Source organism: Staphylococcus hyicus, from assembly GCF_000816085.1.
Classification (GTDB): Bacteria; Bacillota; Bacilli; order Staphylococcales; family Staphylococcaceae; genus Staphylococcus; species Staphylococcus hyicus.
This window is the reverse complement of sequence record NZ_CP008747.1, coordinates 246,179-270,260: the sequence shown is the minus strand read 5'-3', so window position 1 is coordinate 270,260 and position 24,082 is coordinate 246,179. Positions and strand designations below refer to the sequence as shown.

Here is a 24,082-nt window from a genome sequence, read left to right as displayed (position 1 = left end):
AAAAGCCTTCAAAATTCATCGTTCAAATGAATTTCGAAGGCAATTTGAAGCACTATATCGCATGCTCAAATTCTTTTAATTACTGAGTTTTGATATCAATGTTTTGAATCGTTTTACTTCAATTTCTTGTACATGTTGTTTTTGATAAGTATGACGTACTTTAAAGAAGCGTTTTTTCTGTTGAACATCTTTTAATGCAGTTTGAAGGCTGGCTCCCCCATCCGTTTTCGTAAAGCGATTTTCAGGTGCTGTAACACTAATATTATGCGCGATGTCATTGTATGCGAAAATCAACATGTCATAATCAAACGCCATACGTACCGCATTAATAATTTCGCCACCTTCATTAATATCTAAGTAGATATCACACTTTTGATATAACTGTTTCACCGTTTCACGTTCAATCGCTGGAAAAAGTTTTACATTTGAATAGGTATCAAATGCAGTTAAATTTGTCGACATTTCTGTAACCGCACCAATATGGAATGTAGCAAACGGACATGCTTCTACAATTGCGCCCAAATTGTGGATTTGATCAGAATTGGTCATAATGAGTACATCCATTGAATACCCATTCACTTTTTTATAGTCATAAATGTAACCCGCATTATGAACATGTTCCCGTTCTTCTATAGACATACTTTGTGTTAATGTTTCATACTCCGTATAATCAGGAACGACAACGTCAAACTGTCTTTTCAGTTTACCACTCAACATCAACGTCATATTTCCAGGGATATGACCTTGGCACGCTTCTTGCCAAAATAATATGTCATGACCATTCGTATCTAAATAGTACAATACCGCAAAAGGCGTCCCTAAAGAATTTATGATAAATTGCGATAAATCAATATTAAGTGCACGGATAAAAAACAACACGAAGTTCACTTTATCATTGAAGTGATACGATTGCCCTTGCCAATGTAAGATAATAGATTGCACGATAAAATTTTCATATATGACTTCTCGTCCTTGTTGGTCCATATATTTACGCATGATTAGTTTACCTGACGTATCATAAACAGATTGCGCGAAATGGACACCGTGCTGTGTATAGTGGTCTACATATTGTAAACGCCCTTCGCCATCATACCAATCCACATGACTTACAATACGTGGTTTAAGGTTGGGACGATAATTAATTTTGGCACGTTTGACCCCCATATCTTTGACCCACGCAATATCATTATTGCCCTCAATCTCCCAAAATCGCGGGACGTCAACTTCATTAAAATAAAGCGGTTTAGATTGTTTCGGAATGCGGTAATTCGAAAAAAATTGATACGGCGTCACAATGCCTTCAGGTAAAAAACCATCATCTTCCATAACAATGGTTGTCGCATTATGATTTGAAAGGCGTAAAGTATCGTAAAGCGTACGTGCATTTAGGTCAAAACGTTCAAATAAATTAATCATGTGACACCTCTCCTAAACATTGTTTCCATTTAAGTTGAATATCTGATGTAAGGAATGGACGCGCAACATTGTATGACACTTTATGTGCTCCTCTAGGGCCATCATTAAAGAATTTAACTATAGATGCTGCATAACGTTGCACAATTGCTTCAGACGCTTCTTCTTTCGCATTGACAGGTAATAGATAACCATTTTTACCGTCACGAATAAACGTAGGATTTCCATAATTCACATCAAACCCTATCATTCCTAAACCTGATCCGACCGCTTCTAACAATGTTAAACCAAATCCTTCACTCGTAGATGCAGAGACAAACAACTTATATTTTTGATATATATCTTCCAAATGCACATGCCCTTTTAAACGAATATAGTCTCCAGCTTCGTGTTCTCGAATCAGCGTTTCAAGTTGTCCTTTTGCCCCACCTTCACCGTAAATATCAAATTGTAGTGCTGGCACCTCTTTTTTGGCTATAATTGCTGCACGCACTAGCCAATCAATATGTTTTTCATTGGCTAAACGTGATGCACTAATCATTGAATATGGTTGACGTTTTCGTTTAGGCTTTTTAAGTTCATGTATGCTTCCGACAGGAATGGTATACACTTTTGGCGTTCGGTGATGATACTTTTTAAATTGCGCTGTCAAAATATCATTTTGTAATTGTGTTGCCGTAATATAAAAGTCAATTTCATTTGCTTGCATAAATTGATATTCATAATAATTATTCCATAATACATGATGTTCGTCCGTCGCATGTTGACTAAAATGTTCCGCATGGACAACGACTCCCATTTTACTTTGTCCCTTATGTTGCACGAGCGCTTGACCTACTTCACTTGCACGATCTAAAAGAACAATATCTTTAGAAGTTAAATTCAGACACTCCATAAAGTAGGCAATAAATGCTTGTCGGCTATATAGCACTTTATTTTTAAAGCGATACACATTCGTTTGTCCATCTATATATTCGTTATATGCTATTGACCCATCTTCATTATAAAATTGGCGCATATAGATTTTCGCAGCATTCTCATGTGGTGCATAATATTCAGAGAAGATACGTACGTAACTATAAAAATCTTTACGCACCAACTTCCCATCTATGACAAATTCCGCGCGGTCGACAATGTTTTGGTCCAAATTTTTTAAATAACACGTGATAAACGTTTGATTGTCATTCAAAAATAAACGATGAATTTTCCCTTCCGTTTCTTCACGTACTATCGGTTCATAAATTTCTGATTTAAGTTGTTCAAGCGTAAAACTCGAAGGCGCAATTGGAATATCTGTAAAGTATTGATATAACCAAATCACTTCATCATCTTTAAAACCAATATTTTCAGTTAATGTTTGAATGTTTTCTGCATTAATAAAATCTAAAAATACGTATTTTTGAGGGTAATTCAAGCCCCTCAATAATTTGGCGCGATACATTTGCGCATATTCTACACCACTACTTGCCCATCCTATACCAAAATTGATATTGTATAATGTCACGATAAGTCACCTCTTTAATTTGGAAAATGCACGACAAGTTTGCCCTCTTTATCAAAAGCCGTTACACTTTGACAAAGATTGTGAATGATCTGTTCCTTGATATCCGTACTCATCGCTTCAAAAGATTCTAATGCTACTCTATGATATTCAAAAATCGCGTTACGTTGACCATTTTGACGGTTTTGAACGCTACTCTTTAATTGTTGTAAATGATCTACTTGTTGAATCCAATTACTATCAATCGCTTTTAATATTGCTTTTTGAACGAAGCGTGTATAAAAATAATCATCATTTAACGACTGTTTTTGCGCGAGAAGGGTAGATTCAAATTGATGTACTAAAAATGCGACAACATCTTGTTCTTGATGTAACGGCAGTTCTGATAAATCACCTGCAAATTGAAAACTAATGTTTATATATATATAATCAATAACATTTTCCTCAGAATTTAATTTGTGTTGACGGTATGCCGCCTGAAAGACATCACTTGCTATTTGAGATAAGTCTAACGCCCCAATGTCCCATAAATCGAGGACACGATCACGTTCTTTATAAATGAGTTCACGCTGTATACTGATACTTTTCTCATATTCATTCGCCATTTCACGTTGAATGACACCATGTTCTTCTGACACACGTTGTGCACGCGACACAATGTTTTGAACACGTTTTTGAAAGAAGCGACTGTTTTCTAACATCGCACTGTCCACTTGGTTAAGTTTGTCATTTTTAATCATATTCCCTTTACCCCAGCGCTCTACAAGGTAGTCTTCCAGTGAAATATAAATTTGTGAAGAACCAGGATCACCTTGACGACCTGAGCGACCACGCAGTTGGCGATCAACACGACTATTTTCCATATGTTCGCTAATGATGACAGCAAGGCCACCAAGTGCTTTCACACCGTCTTCCAACTTTATATCAGTACCACGGCCAGCCATGCTCGTTGCAACTGTCACTGCACCGAGTTGTCCTGCTTCAGAAATCATTTGCGCTTCTTTCGCAACATTTTGTGCAATCAGTAAATTATTCGGAATGTTTAAGTCGAATAATGCCGTTGAAAAATACTCAGCCACTTCCGCTGTTCGTGTAATTAACAACACAGGACGCTTTGTTTCATTTAATGCTTGGATTCGCTTTAAAATCGCCGCATTTTTATCATCTGCATTTTTAAACACACGATCTTCATAATCTATCCGCTCAATCGGTTTATCCGTAGGAATTTGCACAACGATTTTTGAATACAAATCGAAAAATTCTTTTTCTCCTAATTTACTCGTGGCAGACATACCGGAAAATGCATCAAATTGTCGAAATAAGTTTTGAAATGTGATTGTCGCCATGACACTCATATCTCGAGTTAACTCTACATCTTCTTTAGATTCAATCGCTTGGTGTAATCCTGCTTGTAATTTTGTTCCTGGTAACATCCGTCCAGTAATACGGTCAATTAACACCACTTCACCATCATAGACAAAATAGTCCAAATTGGATTCAAATAAGTGACGTGCGCGTAACGCCAAATTAATATTTCTTACCAAATCAAAATACGATTGGTTGAAAATATTTTGCACTCCAAAATAGGCGTTTGCCGCTGAAATCCCTTCAGGTGTAAGCCATATTTCTTTTTTCGTCTTTTTCATTTTAAAATGGACATCTTCATGTAACGTTTCAACGAATGCTTTCACTATATGAAATAAATTTGATTGTACACGTGGTGCCCCCGAAATGACGAGCGGTGTTTGTGCAGAATCTAAAATAATGGAATCCGCTTCGTCAATAATGCCAAAAAATAATTCAGGCATAAATTTACCTTCTTGTCCGTCAGCTAAGTTATCTATTAAATAATCGAAACCAAGACGCCCATTTGTCGTATAAATAATGTCATGATTATAAATATTTTGTTTTTCACCCGGTGCATATTCATAATCAGGAATATCAACAAACCCTAACGCAATGGTCAAACCTAACCATTCAAATAACGGTTTCATCTCTTCATAATCTCGACGCGCTAAATAATCATTCGTCGTAATTAAATAGGCTCCTTTACCCGTTAAAGCATTCAAGTATAGTGGCATCGTTGCTGTGAGTGTTTTCCCTTCACCCGTTTGCATTTCTGCGATATTCCCTTCGTGAAGGACAATAGCACCGAGCACCTGAACATCTTTCGGATACATCCCTAATACACGCTGGCTTGCTTCACGTAAAACCGCATACGCTTCAGGTAATAAATCTGTTAGGGATACCCCTTGATGTATAGCTTGTTTAAATTCTGCCGTTTTCGCTTGAAGTGCTGTGTCTGACATTTCAGCAAATGTATCACGATAGCGGTTGACTTTTTTTAATATTTTATGAAGGCGTTTGAGACGCATATCATTAATCATTTTCCCAATTTTAGCATTCACGATAGCGCCCTCCATTCAACATATTGATGTCAATATTATTTAAATAACGACTTGGATTCAACAGCTGTTGAACCATAAACGTATGCGCTTGAACATCATGTAACGCTTCTGTATAACGGACAAGTGGTGGAGCTTGTTGTTCGTGATCCGCTGTGTGCTTGAAGTGATGCGTGACAAACGCAGTCCCATTCAACAATGTTGCCATTTCATAAGCTATAGCACTCGATTCTGTACAGTATCCAATACAATTCAGTGTCGCTGTATTTTTAAGATGCGCTAAGGCCTCATAGATCATTTCTAAAGAATAATGTTGCCAATGTTCCACTTTGATAACATTTTTAACTTCACGTATCGCATCGGAAGACAAAGGTTGCGTTTCTGTGAAAACAATATTCAATATCGGTAAAGTCTGAGCTTCATTCATAATAGATGATACAGCTAAGGGAAAAGAAACCGTCTTAATACTCTGTCTTTGAATTGTAATTTTTCGGAAACACACATAGGTAGATGCCGCATTAATCATTTGTAGTTCATATGAAAATGCTTCATATGGATATGTAATAGCAACTTCATTTTGTTGAATGATTCGCATATCCGCTACAGTGCCATTACGACGCTTAAATATGATTTTGAAATAAATACCTGTGTTAGGTTCAACATCGTAATCAAACGAAAAAAGGTACGTTTCCCCTCTTTTTAAAATAGGCAAAGTCGGTATTATTTTTTCTTCAGCATAATCCGTCATCATTTCCCATTCGTGAATCACGATGCCAGATGGCATGAGGCGATTTTTAAAAATCGTTTCATGACTTTTAAATTGTAATCGCGAGCCATACATAAACGTATTAGGAATGATTTGAGTCCAACGAATGGTATAGTTATGATTTTGCACGGTGTGTCACTCTCCCGAACTGGCTTTCCAAAATAATATTGTAAAAATTAACAAACCAACTTGTAATCGTAGGTGAATCATCATTGTGTCTCCCTGGCACACCACGACTCATAACACGCGCATGTTGACGCGTCATAACTGACAACAGCATCTTAAAGGCATGCATGTCGTAATCATCTTGTTCCATATACGCAATCGCAAACGTTGTTCTAGAAAAGTCCGCATTTTCAATCTTATCCCAAAACTTACGATTTAAATGTTCAATATGACTGACCTCTAATCCGCCTTCATTTTTCAAAAGGACATCAAGTGCTGTGCCAAAATCTTCTGGACGTTGTAAGGGCATATTCTGAGCGATAGTACCTACATTAATTAATGGCTTACCTACTACAATGCCAGCAGGATTTAACTGTGCTCCATAATATAATGCACCGAAAGACCCCATAGACAACCCAGATAGTATTAATTCATTACGGTTAAATCCGAGATAATCTAACCCATCTTGTATCACGTTTTTAATCGCTTGTTCAAACGTTTCAGAACCGAGGTAAAATGCGCCACCTTCAATACGTGGATCACCTATTAAAATGAAAGGTGCATTGAACCGATTCATCATAAAATAACCTTCAAATCCCTCTGCCGGACGATACCCACTAAAATACACATTTAGTGGTGGTTTCATATCACCAGGATTAAAATAGTAAATAAACTCATCATGGTTTATATCTGAAAAACGCTTACCACCTAATATAAATTGGCCTAAATCTAAACGCGACCATCGTTTATGCACGGCACCCATATGAAATGTTCCTTGCCCCTTTGCACGTGCGCTTATAATAATATACGCATCATGGGTACGCCTAGGTATTTCTAAAGGCGCATCCCATTCAGTATGATGACGTACATATTCTTCAACGAACGTATCTGCAGTTCCTTGTGTGATTAATCGAAACACAAATTCAACTTCAACATTACCGGTTACAGTAAACTCCGGCCAGATTTGAATCACTTTACCTTCGTCATAAAACAAGTGCTTTTGCCATGATAGGATGGGTGTCATTTCCTTTCCAAAATCCCCCGAGAGTACTAACGCTTTGTTCCCTTCATAATGAGCCTCGCCTTCAAATGACGGACTCACAATACAATACTTTGGAGATACTTTGTCCCCATATTGACCAGGAAACGTAACAGATTTTATTATTTCATATAAATCGTTGGGTGAGTTATAGTAAAGCGGTCGTATCATACGCTCATGAACTAAAGCATGGTTTTCAAAATCTGTATCCCAAAACTGTTTATCAACGTATGTCGTATAAGGTTGACTAACGAGATCCAATGTTCCCATTAATCCTTCAGAAAATGACGTTTGCACAAAAACAAAGTCAAATTTTCCATGCACTTTGATGGTCGTCTTCACCGCATGGGTATAATCGCTAAAATTTTCAAAAACATCAGGATTTAAATAATCCCAATCTGTATGTTTACTGTCTTCGAAATGCGGACCATAATCGTGCCCTCCAATTTGTAATACCCTGAACTTACGCGCCACTGTACTCACCTTCAATCAATTGATCTAATTGTTCTATAATATTTTCAGACGCATACGTTTTAGCAAGCTTTTGCGCATACGCATATGAATAATTCCAATTTTTTAAATGTGCTAAAAAATAATCTAATGACGCTAATACTTCTTTTTCTGAAGCGACAACAATCCCATTAGCCCCATGTTGTACATAATCTGTTTGGCTTTTGTTGATTTGAGGTAGCCCTGCACCCAAACAGCTAATTTGTAAAAATAAATCTGGCTCCTCTGATAAATCAATCATGATACGCAGCGTAGAAATTGCTTCAATAATATCAATTTCGAAAGGAACCCATTTCAACTCCACGTAGGCAATGTCTTCATCCTCTTTCATCAATTCAGCAAATTCCTCTGAAATGTCTGATCTTCCATTAAAACGATCATTAATGATTGTAATTTCATTACGTAACCATTGAGAAATCTGATGCTGAGCCCTCTTTGACATCAAAACAATACGCACTGACTCATTTTCCGTCATATAATGAACAAATTGGGCTAACAATGGTTTCAATTGCGCATCACTCAGGCCATCAATCCATAAACCAATATACGTTTCATGTAGTTGACTACTCATATTTGTCATTACTTGGGCATCAAACGGAGTAATACGCATCACACGTGTCTCTAGTTGTTGTTCTAACACAAATACATCCAACTTACGTTCATTTTCAAGCGTATCTACAATCCAACTTTGTCCTGCTTTCATAGATGTCAAAGTGTCAAAATCCAAATTAGTATTTCGTTGCTTGAAAACCGAATAACATAGATGATGTTGATTAAACGTACGTGCAATAATCGCATTATGACGCACATCAGATGCCACGAAAATTGTGTCTGCTTCGTCCACAATCGCATCACGATTATAGGCTAAATATTCTTCAATCACATTTACCATGGATGCATATTGATGATATTTAAACCGGTGGTAATATTTTTCATGAACGTTAACCGTGCCCTCTTTCATGCACTCTTCTAAAACCCAATCCCCATCACATGTCATGTAGCGTGTATAATCGGGTTTCCCTTCACTGTCGTAGTAAGCCATGCTCGATAAAAAACCACGGTCATCAAATACATAACGACGACACAACACACCAGCCTCATAATCTTCTATCCAAATCAAATAGCCATCTTGACTAAAATAAATATTCGAATACTGGTGCGCACTAACAATCGCACGAATAAGATAAGGTGTGTAAATAAATTCTGTACCGGTAGGCCAATTCAGTTGACGATAATCTACAGATTGTGGTGTTTGATGATTAAAACCTTGAATGTTATCAAATACAGACCAATACGTGGCTTCAAACAAACCATGACGATGTAAAAAAGTACGTAAACATGGATTGTAGTTTAAAACAATAATTTCAAAATGATTGTCATTTTGATAATGCATTGACATTAAACTAATGATGTCGTCAAATTCAGTAATCGTACGCTTACGAAAAAAGGGCTGTGCTTGACATTCCCACCATTGATTACGGCTATACCAAGCCGGTATAAAACGTTTCATAAAACTCTCCTTACCAATATTTAGTCAAAAACTGTTGATATTTATCAAAATACAAATAGGTTCGAATCGTCTCTGCTATATTGATGCTAATGTATACAAGAATAATCAACTGAATCGCAAAGTATATTTGTTGTGAAAGTTGAGGGACAAATAACGTGCAATACAATGGAATTCCTATAATAATACCTACAATCAGAGCGCCCATCCAACATATAATACGTGCTTTATGATTTAGGAAAGTGTCCGTTTCATCGCCAGGATAAACACTTTCAAAATAATTACCATTTTTTAGAAAATCTTTAGCCTTTTGTTTAGTATTAATAAGTAAGCGAGACAATAAATATCCTAAAATAATTTGCATTAGAATATATATAGTAATTCCTTCTACATTTTCAAAACTTAAAAATCTCACATCCAATGACTTACCTGTATAGGCACTGACAATAATATTAATAAGACTATTTAAAAGAATAAACACAGATAAGCTAATCATGATGGAAATACTTCCAGCAGGATTAAGCTTCCATGCTAGATAAGACTTCGAACGTGTATGGGTAATGTGCATAATATCTTGATAGGTCAAACGATATTCGACCAATTCAATCATTAATAAAACCACTAACGCCAAGATAATTAATATGACGATAATCACCAAAATGACTGTGTGTACATGAAGCTCTGGTATCCTTTGATTAAACATAGAGCGCACGATACTTAATAGAACAATCGGCATTGGACCAGCAATCCCATAACGAACATTTTGATCAGCTAACCAAACAAGCATCATCGCCCCAGTCACAATCACTAACAATAAAAGAAATAAATTAACCTCTTTAATGTGATCTTTAGTGACCGACTGATGGATAACAAAATAGCCTTGTAACACACATAAAGCTAACGTTAAAAACTTTTCTTGATAGTGTTTTTCTTTACGTGTTTGTCGCATAGTTTTTTCAATATTGCGATAACGTAACAACATAAGAAAAATCATTGCGGTTAACCACGGTCCGAGACCAAGAGAAAAGATATTTAATGTATGAATGTCTCCACCCATATTTGAGACAGCCAACTTATAAAACGACCCATAATCATGATTCATTTTATCTTGACTAACAATGGATACATGACTTCCAAATATGTATATGAATAATATGAACAATGTATACATGATACGTTTATGTAAAATTTTATATTCGTATTGTCCTAAAATACGAAAAAACAACTGATTCTTCACATTAACCCTCTTTTATAACATGTTGTCAAAGAGGCTAGAAGCACGTGTCTTTGACAATGAATGACATTCATTGAAATTGTGCCTAGCCCCTTCAACCCATGTTGTTTATTTATTATTTGCTAGATTTTCTTACTTTCTTTTGATCTTTTTTTGATCTTTTGAGTAATCCTAATCCAGCAAGCATTGCTCCAACTGCTCCGATCAATCCACCATTATGTGCTGTTTGACCTGTATCAGGTAATGCGTCTTTCTTAGTCACTTGATTATCGTTAGAAGTCATTTTATTTACATCGTTGTTGATAGCAGTACTATCTAATTGTGGTGTTTGAGATTCTGATGTTGTTAATGACGTACTTGTTGACTCTGACGTAACTAAAGAATCACTTACAGAGTGAGACAGACTTGTTGATGCTGATGTGCTCATACTTGTAGAAATTGATTCTGAAGTACTTACTGATTCTGATTCGCTCACTGATGTTGACGTGCTTACTGATTCAGATTCACTTACTGAAGTTGATGTGCTTACTGACTCAGATTCAGACACTGATGTCGATGTGCTCACTGACTCTGATTCGCTTACTGAAGTTGAAGTACTTGCTGACTCAGACTCACTGATCGAAGTTGAAGTACTTACTGATTCCGACTCGCTCACTGATGTTGACGTACTTACTGACTCAGACTCGCTTACTGAAGTCGATGTACTTACTGATTCAGACTCACTCAACGAAGTTGATGTGCTTGTCGACTCTGACTCACTCACTGAAGTCGACGTACTTGTTGATTCTGATTCACTTACTGATGTTGAAGTACTTGTTGACTCAGACTCACTCAACGAAGTTGAAGTACTTTCTGATTCCGACTCACTCACTGACGTTGAAGTACTTGTTGACTCTGATTCACTGATTGAAGTCGACGTGCTTTTTGATTCTGATTCACTTACTGATGTTGAAGTACTTACTGATTCTGATTCACTCACTGAAGTTGATGTGCTTGTTGATTCAGATTCACTGATTGATGTTGAAGTACTTGCTGATTCTGATTCGCTCACTGATGTCGACGTGCTTACTGATTCAGACTCGCTTACTGAAGTCGATGTACTTGCTGATTCAGACTCGCTTACTGATGTTGATGTGCTTGCTGATTCTGATTCGCTCACTGAAGTCGACGTACTTACTGATTCAGATTCGCTTACTGATGTTGAAGTACTTACTGATTCTGACTCACTTACTGATGTTGATGTGCTTACTGACTCAGATTCAGACACTGAAGTCGACGTGCTCGCTGACTCAGACTCGCTTACTGATGTTGACGTACTTACTGATTCTGATTCACTTACTGAAGTCGATGTGCTTGTTGATTCTGATTCACTGATTGATGTTGAAGTACTTGCTGACTCAGACACTGATGTCGACGTGCTTGTTGATTCAGATTCAGACACTGATGTTGATGTGCTTGTTGACTCAGATTCATTGATTGAAGTTGAAGTACTTACTGATTCTGACTCGCTCACTGAAATTGAAGTACTTGTTGACTCTGATTCGCTTACTGATGTTGAAGTACTTACTGATTCCGACTCACTTACTGATGTTGACGTGCTTACTGATTCAGATTCAGACACTGATGTTGATGTGCTTGTTGATTCCGATTCACTCACTGATGCTGAAGTCGATGTGCTCACTGACTCTGATTCGCTTACTGATGTTGACGTACTTACTGATTCTGATTCACTCACTGATGTTGATGTCGATGTACTTACTGATTCAGATTCGCTCACTGAAGTCGATGTACTTACTGATTCTGATTCACTGATTGAAGTTGACGTACTTACTGATTCTGATTCACTTACTGATGTCGATGTGCTTACTGACTCAGACTCGCTCAACGAAGTTGAAGTACTTACTGATTCAGACTCACTTACTGATGTCGATGTGCTTGTTGATTCCGATTCACTCACTGATGCTGAAGTCGATGTGCTCACTGACTCAGATTCGCTTACTGATGTTGATGTGCTTACTGATTCAGATTCACTTACTGATGTTGACGTGCTTACTGATTCAGATTCAGACACTGATGTTGATGTGCTTGTTGATTCCGATTCACTCACTGATGCTGAAATCGATGTGCTCACTGACTCTGATTCGCTTACTGATGTTGATGTGCTTACTGATTCAGATTCACTTACTGATGTTGACGTGCTTGTTGACTCTGACTCACTTACTGATGTCGATATGCTTACTGATTCAGACACTGATGTTGATGTGCTTACTGACTCAGACTCGCTTACTGATGTCGATGTGCTCACTGACTCAGACACTGATGTCGACGTACTTACTGATTCAGATTCAGACACTGATGTTGATGTGCTTGCTGATTCAGATTCGCTTACTGATGTTGAAGTACTTACTGATTCCGACTCACTTACTGAAGTTGAAGTACTTTCTGATTCTGATTCACTCACTGAAGTTGATGTGCTTACTGACTCAGATTCAGACACTGAAGTCGACGTGCTCGCTGACTCAGACTCGCTTACTGATGTTGACGTACTTACTGATTCTGATTCACTTACTGAAGTCGATGTGCTTGTTGATTCAGATTCACTGATTGATGTTGACGTACTTACTGATTCTGATTCACTTACTGATGTTGACGTACTTACTGATTCTGATTCACTCACTGAAGTCGATGTACTTACTGATTCAGATTCGCTCACTGAAGTCGATGTACTTACTGATTCAGATTCACTGATTGAAGTTGACGTACTTACTGATTCAGATTCAGACACTGATGTTGAAGTACTTGCTGATTCTGATTCACTTACTGATGTCGATGTGCTTACTGATTCTGATTCAGACACTGATGTTGATGTGCTTGTTGATTCAGATTCACTCACTGACACTGAAGTCGACGTGCTCGCTGACTCTGACTCGCTTACTGATGTTGATGTGCTTACTGACTCTGACTCACTCACTGAAATCGATGTGCTTGTTGACTCTGACTCGCTCACTGATGTCGATGTACTTACTGATTCAGACTCACTCAACGAAGTTGATGTGCTTGTTGATTCAGATTCACTGATTGATGTTGAAGTACTTGCTGATTCTGATTCGCTCAACGAAGTTGAAGTACTTTCTGATTCCGACTCACTTACTGATGTTGATGTGCTCGCTGACTCTGACTCACTCACTGACGTTGACGTACTTACTGACTCTGACTCGCTCACTGATGTTGATGTACTTGCTGACTCTGATTCAGACACTGATGTTGATGTGCTCGCTGATTCAGACACTGAAGTTGATGTGCTCGCTGACTCAGATTCAGACACTGACGTTGACGTACTTACTGACTCTGATTCACTTACTGAAGTTGATGTGCTTACTGACTCAGATTCAGACACTGATGTCGATGTGCTCACTGAATCTGATTCGCTTACTGATGTTGAAGTACTTACTGATTCAGACTCGCTTACTGATGTTGACGTGCTCGCTGACTCTGACTCGCTTACTGATGTTGATGTGCTCGCTGACTCTGACTCACTCACTGAAGTCGACGTACTTGTTGATTCTGATTCACTTACTGATGTTGAAGTACTTGTTGACTCAGACTCGCTTACTGATGTCGACGTACTTGTTGACTCTGATTCACTTACTGATGTCGACGTGCTTGCTGATTCAGATTCGCTCACTGATGTCGATGTACTTACTGATTCAGACTCGCTTACTGAAGTCGACGTGCTTGCTGATTCAGACACAGATGTTGAAGTACTTGTTGACTCAGACTCACTCAACGAAGTTGAAGTACTTTTTGATTCCGACTCACTCACTGATGTTGACGTACTTACTGATTCAGAATCGCTTACTGAAGTCGACGTGCTTGCTGATTCAGACACAGATGTTGAAGTACTTGTTGACTCAGACTCACTCAACGAAGTTGAAGTACTTTCTGATTCCGACTCACTCACTGATGTTGACGTACTTACTGATTCAGATTCAGACACTGATGTTGATGTGCTTGCTGATTCTGATTCGCTCACTGATGTCGATGTACTTACTGATTCAGAATCGCTTACTGAAGTCGACGTGCTTGCTGATTCAGACACAGATGTTGACGTACTTGTTGATTCTGACTCACTCAACGAAGTTGAAGTACTTACTGATTCTGATTCACTTACTGAAGTCGATGTGCTCACTGATTCTGATTCACTTACTGAAGTTGATGTGCTTACTGACTCAGACTCGCTTACTGATGTTGACGTACTTACTGACTCTGACTCACTCACTGATACTGAAGTCGATGTACTTGTTGACTTACTAGTCGAAGTACTTTGTGATTCACTAACCGATTGACTTGTTGATTCACTTAATGACTTACTAGTCGAAGCACTTTGTGATTCGCTAATCGATTGACTTGTTGATTCACTTAATGACTTTCTAGTCGAAGTACTTTGTGATTCACTAATCGATTGACTTGTTGATTCACTTAATGACTTTCTAGTCGAAGCGCTTTGAGATTCACTAATTGATTGACTTGTTGATTCACTTAATGACTTACTTGTCGAAGCGCTTTGTGATGCACTGATTGAATCACTTAGTGATTGACTTAGTGATTGACTTAGTGATTGACTTAGTGATTGACTTAGTGATGTACTTTGTGACGCACTAATTGAATTGCTTCTAGACGTACTTTGTGATGCGCTTGTTGATGCACTTTTAGAGTTACTAATTGAAGTACTAGTATACGGATCTGTTGCTCTCACACTAGTCGTAAAATAGTTAGAAGCTGAAAAATCTGTTGGTGCTGCATATGGGTTAAATGTCCAGTTTAAATTACCGTTTGGATTCGTAATTGGCACTGTGAATGTAGCCATTAAGGCGTCACCTTTTTGTGCATTCGGAGTATTTAAGAAAGGTTGACTGTCCCAATAATACCCGTTTCCAGTTGGTGACATCGGTCTAATTTGACTATTAACGCCTGTCTCAGGAGTAGTCGTATAACCCCCTTGTGTTACAGATTGTGTAACTGATGATGGTTGACCATAACCGTTTCCTAGAACCAGCATAGTGTATTGATTTAAACCAGCATTTGCAAGGTTTACCTTAGCTGTGCTAGGTGCTTTTTCTATAATTGATGTCTTTGGATTATCATATGATACATAGTATGTAAACTTCATATTCGATCCATCACTTGTCACAATCAATTTATAGTAAACAGGGATATTATTTTTAGTGTCAGTACCTGCACCTGTAAATGTTTGTGTAATCGGTGCTGTCGCAGCTACTGAAGCAAATGTTGTTGGCACGGCTCTTAAACTCAATGAACGTAACGTCGTTTGATTATTCATACTCGTACTATTTAAAGTAGATAAAGACGTTGAATCTGAATCGATTGACGTATTAGATTGACTATTAGTCGTCATTTCTTGAGATGTTACTTCACGCTTACTATCACTTTTTACTGTACTTTCTGAAGCAGTACTTTCACTTGTTGTAGATTTGTCGCTTGTACTCGTACTGTCTTTCGTAGACGCGCTCTGACTTTTTTCCGATGTACTTTGGCTGTTTTCTGAAGTATTACTTTCACTTGCAGTTGACGTCGATGTCTCGCTATCTGTTGATGAAGTACTTTGACTATCCACTGAGGATTGCGATTGTTCGATGACAACAGAAGTTTGATCACCAACAGTTTGGCTCTGTGTAGCCAATTCTGATGTGACAGGTGCTTCGGAAGCAGCGAAAGCATTTTGATCATGCAACATATTAACGGTAAACATACCGCCTGTTAAGGCTGTTGTTTTCAGAGCATTTCGTTTAATAAATCCACCGATAGTTTGAGGACCTTCTACATCCTTTTCAACCTTTTCAGTTAAAAATGGTAAACCCATTAATCGAAGTAATTGAATTTCTTTAATTCCTGCTTTGACCCAGTTTTTACCAGATTTGTACAATTTCACTCTTGCTTTTTCTTGACCAAAACTTCTTTTGAATTCCTTTAATTTCCTTGTCATTGCAAAACTCCCGTTAAATTATTCGGGAAAAACTTTTAACCTTCTATATCTTTCCGAAAAATTCTCCCATTGCTTAAAACATTGAATGTACCTTAATATAATAAACCTCTTAATTCTATTGTGCAACTCTAAATTTAATTCTATATGTTTATCTGTAGATTTTTATTTTCAGATAAAATCAGAATAAGGTTAGAAACTTAATTTTCAACCACTTAAAATTTAATCGTTTTTATTTTCCACACTCTTTAAATGTGACATAAAAAGCTACAATAACAATGGTTTCAAGATTTTCCGGCAACATTCACATCCATCTTATTTGATATACTTTGTAGAAATGCAAAATCACAATTCTTAATTTATTTATTTTTCCATGTTCAGTAACTAATATTAAAAATTATGTTGTTTGTGACTTTGACCTATCTATGGTTTTACATATAAACGTGTCTCTAAATAGAGAGATTTGATAATTGTATAAGAGTGAATACCCTATACGTTCATTTCATACGAAACCACCAAAAGTTTTTTTATTATAATAATTTAGATTTTTAAAGTTTGACCTAGCAAAGAAGTTAAAATTTTATTCGTATAAAAAATGAAATTATGCTTATATACATGTTTTAGTTAACATAGTAGTGTGCCAGTTGACTGAGATTTGTAATATCATTTCAACCTGCTATGTCGCTGTTTCTATTTGCGCAATTCCACATACCCTCTCAAAAAATCGCCCTATTTTTTGGGTTGAAAACTCCCTATTTTGTTTAAAATAAGTATTTTTTATGAATTCGTTTCATTTAATTACAAAATCCTTTCACCTATGGTTGAATAAATTTAGAAAAACGCTTACAATTTGCATATCAATGTCATCTGGTCATCAGATGTCCATTATAAAAATATAAATTATGGGAATTTGAGGTGGAAACCATGTTAATGCTCGTTGCATTAAGTGCAGTTATTGTTCCATTTATTTGTTTAGTTTTATTACGAATGTCAGCATTAGTTGGGATGACTATTAGTGCGATTGTAGTAACTATTCTGGGGATGGTTGCATGGGGTATAGAAGGTGGCGTTATTGCGGCATCATTTTTACAAGGAATACATAAAACACTAACAATTATTTTAATACTTTTCGGGGCACTTACATTGCTTAATACATTACGAGAAACATCTGCAGTTGAGCGAATTAATGCAGGCTTCCAAAATGTATCTGGAGATATGCGTGTCCAAGTCATCATCGTAGCTTTTTTATTCGGATCATTAATTGAAGGGGCATCAGGGTTCGGTACACCTGCAATGGTGACTGCACCATTAATGGTTGCTTTAGGTTTTAAACCTTTAACAAGTGTTGCAACAGCACTCATTGCTGATAGTGTGGCCGTATCTTTTGGAGCTGTGGGTACGCCAGTCATTGTCGGTTTGAGTACATTAAAAGATGCGGACACGGCACTCTTTTCAGAAACGGCTATCCGTATTACAATGTTAGACTTATTAAGCGGTATTTTAATACCAATGATTATTGTTGTGACAATGATTGTCTTCTTTGGAAAAGACAATAAACTCAAATCAATTTTAGAAATTTTACCTTGGACACTTTTAATAGGTGCAACGTATGTTGTATCAGCGTTGATCTATGCTTTACTAACAGGACCTGAGTTTGTATCAATTTTAGGCTCTTTAACAACAATCATTGTGGCAGTATTCACTGCTAAAAAAGGATGGTTAATACCTAAAAACGAGTGGAAAGATGTTTTATCAGAAGTATATGAATCTAAGCCACAAGGTACGCATTCGATGAGTTTACTATCAGCTTGGTCACCATACTTAATTGTGGTTGCATTGCTGTTATTAACACGTGTCGTTAAACCCGTTAAAGATTTCACAACATCTGTGTTCAACTTATCATGGAACAATATTTTAGGATACGAATCTATTTCATCAAGTTGGGAAGTATTATACTCACCAGGAACAATTTTAGTCGTTGCTGCATTATTTGCGGTTATCATTCAAAGAAAATCATTTAAAAACTTCACAAAAGCATGTACAGATTCTATTAAAACCATTCGTATCACTGGCATTACATTAATCGCCACACTTGCAATGGTTCATGTATTCAGTAACTCTGGCATTAACACGAAAGACTTAATCAGTATGCCTGAGTACATTGCGAACGGTATGGCTGCGACATTTGGTCAAATGTGGTTGTTCGTTGCACCATTCTTAGGCGCTTTAGGGTCATTTATTACAGGTAGTGCAACTGTATCAACACTTACATTCGCTCCAGTTCAAGCAAATATTGCTGCTGCAATCGAAGGCAACACTACTACTGTTTTAGCTGCACAAGTCATCGGTGCTGCTGCAGGTAACATGATTTGTGTACACAATGTCGTTGCTGTATGTGCTGTTGTAAATATGGCTGGTAAAGAAGGTAGTGTAATTCGTAAAACTTTAGGACCTGCGCTTCTTTACTGTTTACTTGCAGGTATCAGCGCATATATCTTTACAGTTTTCTTCTTTTAATATGAAAAGCTCATGCCTCGCAGCATGAGCTTTTTTAATATATGACGCATTTAGGTTGTTGTTGACAAAAATATGTAAACGCGTCGATATGAAATTGTTGATTTACAAAAAGCACGCGTCCGCCTTCTCGTGATCCTTTTAATTTCAAGTCATATAAACGATGATATCCTTGATGATTTGCAAAATAACCTGTCGTATAGTTCAAATCATCAGAGACACAAAGTTCTCCTACGACCCCCTCATTTGATTGGAAAATCGTCGCAATCGCGAGTGCATCTTTGATACGTTCATTGTGTATTTTATCTTCTCTTTGCTGTTTAAAACAAAAATGTGTTGCACGACAACCGCGTTCACCAAACTCATCTATACGTTCAGCAGAATATGCATCCAAAATGATGGCACCTCGATAACATGTGTCATTTCTAATATAACGCCAGGCTGCTTCAATGGCGCGTTGTGAAATATGTGAGGATGCTGCGAGTTGTGATAATTTTAATTGTGGATGATCAATGATAGGTAAGGCTTTGATTTGAACGATAGGTAAGCTTACTTTTTCAATTTTAAGATTTAAAAAATCAGGTTCCCCATTTTCATGTTGAAATCCTTTTTGAAAGTATGTCGCAATAATCCGTTCAATATCATTTGCTTCACATATCGTTTCTGCACCACTAATGTGACCTTCATTTTGCGAAGCACGCATTTTAATACTATACAACACCAACACCCCTATCATGCAACATCGACATTAGATGATGAATATCAGCCTTTTCATGACATGAAGACAGTGACATTCTCAACGTGGGTCGTGCAACAGTTGGATGTCGAAAAAAGCTCACCCAAATGCCCGCTTCCATTAATTCCTGATATACTGCATTCGCTTTATGAACATCATCAATAGCAAAGGTTTTAATAGCTGTTGATGTACCCTGATTATCACGAGCATATGCGTTAAAATACGCAATGTTATCATGCAATAAACGTCGAGCGTCCTCTGCTTGTAGCAATGCATCTAATTGACTTTCAATTAAATGTAAATGCATAGTAGGCATACAGTTTGAATAAATGAAAGGTCGCGCAGTATTCACAATCATTTCTTTAACAATCGATGAACATAATATTAGACCACCATGTGCACCTAAACCTTTAGATAAGCTCGTTGATACAATATCGATGTCTTGGTAGTGCATGTCATAACCCAAACCAAATCCATGTGAATCATCTATGACAATCATTGTATTCCCGATGGTTTCCTTGAGTTGTCTTAAACGATTTAAATTTGCGGTATGACCATTTGTTGAAAAAACAGAATCCGTAACAATCACTTTATAATGTTGCGGATATTGTTTCATTTCATGTTCTAGAACGTCATAATTTAAATGTGGAAAAATCACTTTTTGAACTTGAGACAACCGAATGCCATCAATAATGCTCGCATGATTCAAAGCATCTGAAAATACCACCACTTTTTCTTGTTTAAAGATTTGAAATATCGCTAAATTCGCATCGTAACCACTCGTCATTAGTAACGCTTCATCAAATTGATAGTGATCACGAATACGCGCTTCTAAATCAACGTAGTATTTGGAGTGACCACTGACGAGTCTGGAACTCGCAAGATGGGCCCCATACTTGTCAAGACGTTTCTGTAATTGCATCACATCAATGTGACGTTGCCCTAAACCTAAGTAATCGTTTGAGGTGAAGTTAATCCAAGTCTTCCCATCCCTAGAAATCCTTTGTTTATGCGCCGTTGCGACTTCCCTCAATTGACGATATTGTCCTTTTGATTGCAAATCATTTAAATAAGATTCAAATATCATGATTAGGACCCCAAAACATCCGTTAAAACATGTTTAAAAATGGATGTCATTTTTTTAATTTCACGCTTAGACATGCTTAATACAGGCACGAACGTAATCACGTTTTCTAAATTACGAATCATCAATCCTCGATTTTTACATTCTGCAATGATGTGTTCAACAGTCGGTATAGGCAGTGGCGCGTGCTTTTCACAATCTGACACCAGTTCAACACCGTACATTAACCCTCTACCACGTATATGTCCTACATGTGGATGCCCTTCCAATTGTCGCAATTGTTTATCGAGCACTTTTGATGTTTTTTGAATGTGTGGTATTAATTTACGTTCTTTCATCAATTGAATATTTTCCAAAGCCAATGCACACACAACTTGATTCCCTGTATACGTATGACCATGAAAAAATGTTTTTAAACCATGCTGATTACTTAAAAACGCATCATAAATACGTTGAGACGATAGTGTAGCCGCAAGTGGCATATAGCCACCTGTAATCGCTTTTCCTAAGCACATAATATCGGGTTCAACATCTTCGTGATGACACGCAAACCATTCACCCGTACGTCCAAACCCTGTCGCAACTTCATCTACAATAAGTAACACATTGTATTGACGGCACAATTGTTCAACCCCTTTTAGAAACCCTTGAGGATGCACAAATAACCCTGTCGCACCTTGAATTAATGGTTCCATTACAACACCTACAATTTCATCACCACGTGTTTGTAATAAATGATCAATTTGATCGAGTAACGCCTCTCGCAGTTCTTGTTCTGATTCGTATTGACTATGATAAAACGAAGGACAACCCACTTGAATATTTTCAAAAATCAAATCATGGAATATATGATGGAAGGTATCGATACCACCGACGCTCACAGCGCCAATAGTGTCACCATGATATCCATTTTTGAACGTAATAAATTTATTCTTCTTTTTGTACTTCACAGGATCAATATTTTTCCAATATTGATAAGCCATTTTTATCGCAATTTCTACAGCTGCACTACCTGTATCTGAATAAAACACTTTACGTAATGAAGTAGGTGTAATATCCACTAGTTTTTCCGCTAATAGAATAGAAGGTATGTTAGACGAGCCAAGTAAAGTTGAATGTGCGATAGACGATAATTGTTTTTCAACCGCCTTATTTAAACGCTTCTCACCATGTCCATGTACATTGACCCACAAAGATGCATAACCATCTAGATAACGACGCCCTTTCGTATCATAGAGATAACTGCCTTTTCCTTTTTCAATAATGATGGGATCATGTTGACGATAGACGCCCATTTGAGTAAATGGATGCCACACAAATTCTAAATTTTTATCTACAAGCGTTTGATGTTTCATTTAAAATCGCCTCCCTAAAAAGTTTCAAAATATGATCTGGGAAATCTTCAGCACAACCTTGTTCAGGAAAGGTCATTATCCTCTTATTCAAATATTTTTGAAGTGTTTCTAAGTTATCTCGCTCAATGATAGTATCCGTATAACGATTCATTACAATGAGATTCGGTGGACATTGATGTTGTTCAATGTACGCTTGATGCACAATCGTTTCACTGATGGCTCCAAGTTGCGCTGGTACGACACTTAAAACGGCGTCTGCTGTCTCACGAATTAAATCCGTTGTCATAAAATATGACTCTTTTGCAATGTGAATCGGCACTGCTATGCCACCCGCACCTTCAATTAAAATGACGTCATATTGTGCTTCTAAAGCTGACAATTTAGCCGTAACTTTTGATAAATCAAACTGCTGTTCAGGCTCTTGTTTAAATGCTAAATGTGGTGAAACAGGTGCATGAAATTTATAAAGTCCTGTTGTCTGATAATCTAAACCACATTCTGTTTTATAAGCTTCTAAATCAGGATAAACACCTTCTGTAATTTCTTCTGTTTGAAATGGTTTAAAAATCACTGAGGAAATACCTAACTGCGTTAAACGTTGCCATAGTCTGGTAATCACATACGTTTTACCTATGTCTGTATTCGTACCAGTTACAAATATTCTCATCATTATCACCTATATGTATAAAATACGTACACCTAAACATCTTAAATCGTAATACCTAAATTGTAAACCTATTTAAATATTAAGTTTACAATTAGCATATACACATATGATAATCCATTTCTAACCAGTGAGTGCCAAAAAACGACCGTTTAGTCACTTTTTAAATTTTCAAATTCAAAATATGGTTTAATCAAAGTGAAAGGAGCACAAACGATGAAATTGAACCTTATCATTAATGACAAATTTCAAGTACCAAAAATAACAATCGAAGCCCCTAAATTGAACGACAAAATCAAAACGGTTGTGCAGTGTATTGAAGACCTTGATCATGTTGAACAACTCACTGGCTATCATGATGACACCATATCATTTATTCAAGTTAAAAATATTTTGAGTATCAAAACTGAAAACAAGGCCGTCATGGCGATTACTCCTGACGGGCAATATGTCCTTAAATCCAGACTCTATACGCTTGAAAGCACACTTCCTTCGCAATTTATACGTATTTCTAAATCAGAAATCATTAATATCAACCAACTCAAAAAATTAGCGATTGAACCAAATGGCTTAATTAGAATGTGTCTTCATCATGACTATACGACATACTCATCTCGACGTTATTTAAAAACGATAAAGGAGCGATTGGCATTATGAAAAGAATTAAACGTAGCTTTGCAATGGGCGTCATATACGGCTTAGGTATTTCGATTTTTTTTAGCCTTATTAGGGGCACCGGCCACTATTATCCATTATCCCCCGAGTCAACGATGGGACATTGGTATTTGTCACATGTTAATGAAGCTTTCACAATGCTCATTTCCGTCGTCATTTGGGGCTGTATTGGTGTTTTATTCGATCAAGTGAATCGGATTTTTGAAGAAACGGATTGGAGTATCACACGCATGACGTTGATACACTTTGTAATCAGTTATGTAGGTTTTGTACCTTTAGCAATATTAGCTGGGTGGTTTCCACTCCAATTAGGTGCATTTTTCACGTTTACATTTATTTTCGTTTTAATTTATATCGTTATTTGGGTGTATCACTATAAACAAAGCCAAAAAATAGTAGATGAGATTAATCAAAGTATTACTCATAAAGCGGACTAATTATTTCATTTCACTTCTCTATCTTTTTAGCACTTATTTAATATTTTAAAACTAAAAAACCGCCTTCAAAACACAC

At 37.0% G+C, this 24,082-nt stretch carries 15 protein-coding genes and 2 pseudogenes; 3 read left to right on the top strand and 14 right to left on the bottom strand.

The window, feature by feature from the left end:
- Positions 1-75: 75 nt before the first annotated feature.
- From gtfB to SHYC_RS12555, 10 genes and pseudogenes are all read right to left on the bottom strand, one after another.
- Positions 76-1,416 (bottom strand): accessory Sec system glycosylation chaperone GtfB, encoded by a 1,341-nt coding sequence (gene gtfB, locus SHYC_RS01085; RefSeq protein WP_039643733.1) that lies wholly within the window; start codon positions 1,414-1,416, stop codon positions 76-78.
- On the bottom strand, positions 1,409-2,917 hold the full coding sequence (gene gtfA, locus SHYC_RS01080; RefSeq protein WP_039643730.1) for an accessory Sec system glycosyltransferase GtfA: 1,509 nt from the start codon (positions 2,915-2,917) through the stop codon (positions 1,409-1,411). The genes gtfB and gtfA overlap by 8 nt, the downstream gene beginning before the upstream one ends.
- 14 nt (positions 2,918-2,931) lie before the next feature.
- Complete coding sequence (secA2, locus tag SHYC_RS01075; RefSeq protein ID WP_170121164.1) at positions 2,932-5,322, bottom strand: accessory Sec system translocase SecA2; 2,391 nt, start codon at positions 5,320-5,322, stop codon at positions 2,932-2,934.
- Complete coding sequence (asp3, locus tag SHYC_RS01070; protein WP_039643726.1) at positions 5,312-6,214, bottom strand: accessory Sec system protein Asp3; 903 nt, start codon at positions 6,212-6,214, stop codon at positions 5,312-5,314. The genes secA2 and asp3 overlap by 11 nt, the downstream gene beginning before the upstream one ends.
- Positions 6,201-7,763, bottom strand: coding sequence for an accessory Sec system protein Asp2 (gene asp2, locus SHYC_RS01065; RefSeq protein ID WP_039643724.1), 1,563 nt, complete (start codon positions 7,761-7,763; stop codon positions 6,201-6,203). Before asp2 ends, asp3 begins: the two co-directional genes overlap by 14 nt.
- Positions 7,753-9,309 carry an accessory Sec system protein Asp1 gene (gene asp1 / locus SHYC_RS01060; RefSeq protein WP_039643722.1) on the bottom strand — a complete coding sequence of 519 codons (1,557 nt, stop codon included), beginning with the start codon at positions 9,307-9,309 and terminating at the stop codon, positions 7,753-7,755. Before asp1 ends, asp2 begins: the two co-directional genes overlap by 11 nt.
- A 10-nt stretch (positions 9,310-9,319) precedes the next feature.
- Positions 9,320-10,543: an accessory Sec system protein translocase subunit SecY2 gene (gene secY2 / locus SHYC_RS01055; RefSeq protein WP_039643720.1), complete on the bottom strand. Its 1,224-nt coding sequence runs from the start codon at positions 10,541-10,543 to the stop codon at positions 9,320-9,322.
- 112 nt (positions 10,544-10,655) lie between these two features.
- On the bottom strand, positions 10,656-10,967 hold the full coding sequence (locus SHYC_RS12690; protein WP_052257772.1) for an LPXTG cell wall anchor domain-containing protein: 312 nt from the start codon (positions 10,965-10,967) through the stop codon (positions 10,656-10,658).
- Positions 10,968-11,711: 744 nt separating this feature from the next.
- Positions 11,712-15,110, bottom strand: a pseudogene (locus SHYC_RS12605) (adhesin); the annotation flags it as partial.
- 1,299 nt (positions 15,111-16,409) lie between these two features.
- Positions 16,410-16,544: pseudogene (locus tag SHYC_RS12555) on the bottom strand (KxYKxGKxW signal peptide domain-containing protein); the annotation flags it as partial.
- Positions 16,545-17,465: 921 nt separating this feature from the next.
- Here SHYC_RS12555 and SHYC_RS01045 point away from each other — a divergent pair.
- On the top strand, positions 17,466-19,058 hold the full coding sequence (locus SHYC_RS01045; protein ID WP_039643718.1) for an L-lactate permease: 1,593 nt from the start codon (positions 17,466-17,468) through the stop codon (positions 19,056-19,058).
- A 34-nt stretch (positions 19,059-19,092) separates the two neighbouring features.
- Here the strand turns inward: SHYC_RS01045 and SHYC_RS01040 are convergent, their stop codons facing one another.
- The 4 genes from SHYC_RS01040 to bioD are packed head-to-tail and all read right to left on the bottom strand — an operon-like array spanning position 19,093 to position 22,897.
- Complete coding sequence (locus SHYC_RS01040; protein WP_039643716.1) at positions 19,093-19,773, bottom strand: 6-carboxyhexanoate--CoA ligase; 681 nt, start codon at positions 19,771-19,773, stop codon at positions 19,093-19,095.
- Entirely contained in the window at positions 19,766-20,878 is a 1,113-nt protein-coding gene (locus SHYC_RS01035; protein WP_039643714.1) for an aminotransferase class I/II-fold pyridoxal phosphate-dependent enzyme, read from the bottom strand. Before SHYC_RS01035 ends, SHYC_RS01040 begins: the two co-directional genes overlap by 8 nt.
- Positions 20,879-20,880: 2 nt before the next feature.
- On the bottom strand, positions 20,881-22,230 hold the full coding sequence (gene bioA / locus SHYC_RS01030) for an adenosylmethionine--8-amino-7-oxononanoate transaminase (RefSeq protein ID WP_039643711.1): 1,350 nt from the start codon (positions 22,228-22,230) through the stop codon (positions 20,881-20,883).
- Positions 22,205-22,897 (bottom strand): dethiobiotin synthase, encoded by a 693-nt coding sequence (bioD, locus tag SHYC_RS01025; protein ID WP_039643709.1) that lies wholly within the window; start codon positions 22,895-22,897, stop codon positions 22,205-22,207. Before bioD ends, bioA begins: the two co-directional genes overlap by 26 nt.
- Positions 22,898-23,110: 213 nt before the next feature.
- Between bioD and SHYC_RS01020 the strand changes: the two genes are divergently transcribed.
- Together SHYC_RS01020 and SHYC_RS01015 are read left to right on the top strand one after the other, a co-directional pair.
- Positions 23,111-23,551, top strand: coding sequence for a LytTR family DNA-binding domain-containing protein (locus SHYC_RS01020; RefSeq protein WP_039643707.1), 441 nt, complete (start codon positions 23,111-23,113; stop codon positions 23,549-23,551).
- Entirely contained in the window at positions 23,548-24,006 is a 459-nt protein-coding gene (locus tag SHYC_RS01015) for a DUF3021 domain-containing protein (protein ID WP_039643705.1), read from the top strand. The genes SHYC_RS01020 and SHYC_RS01015 overlap by 4 nt, the downstream gene beginning before the upstream one ends.
- Positions 24,007-24,082 lie beyond the last annotated feature (76 nt).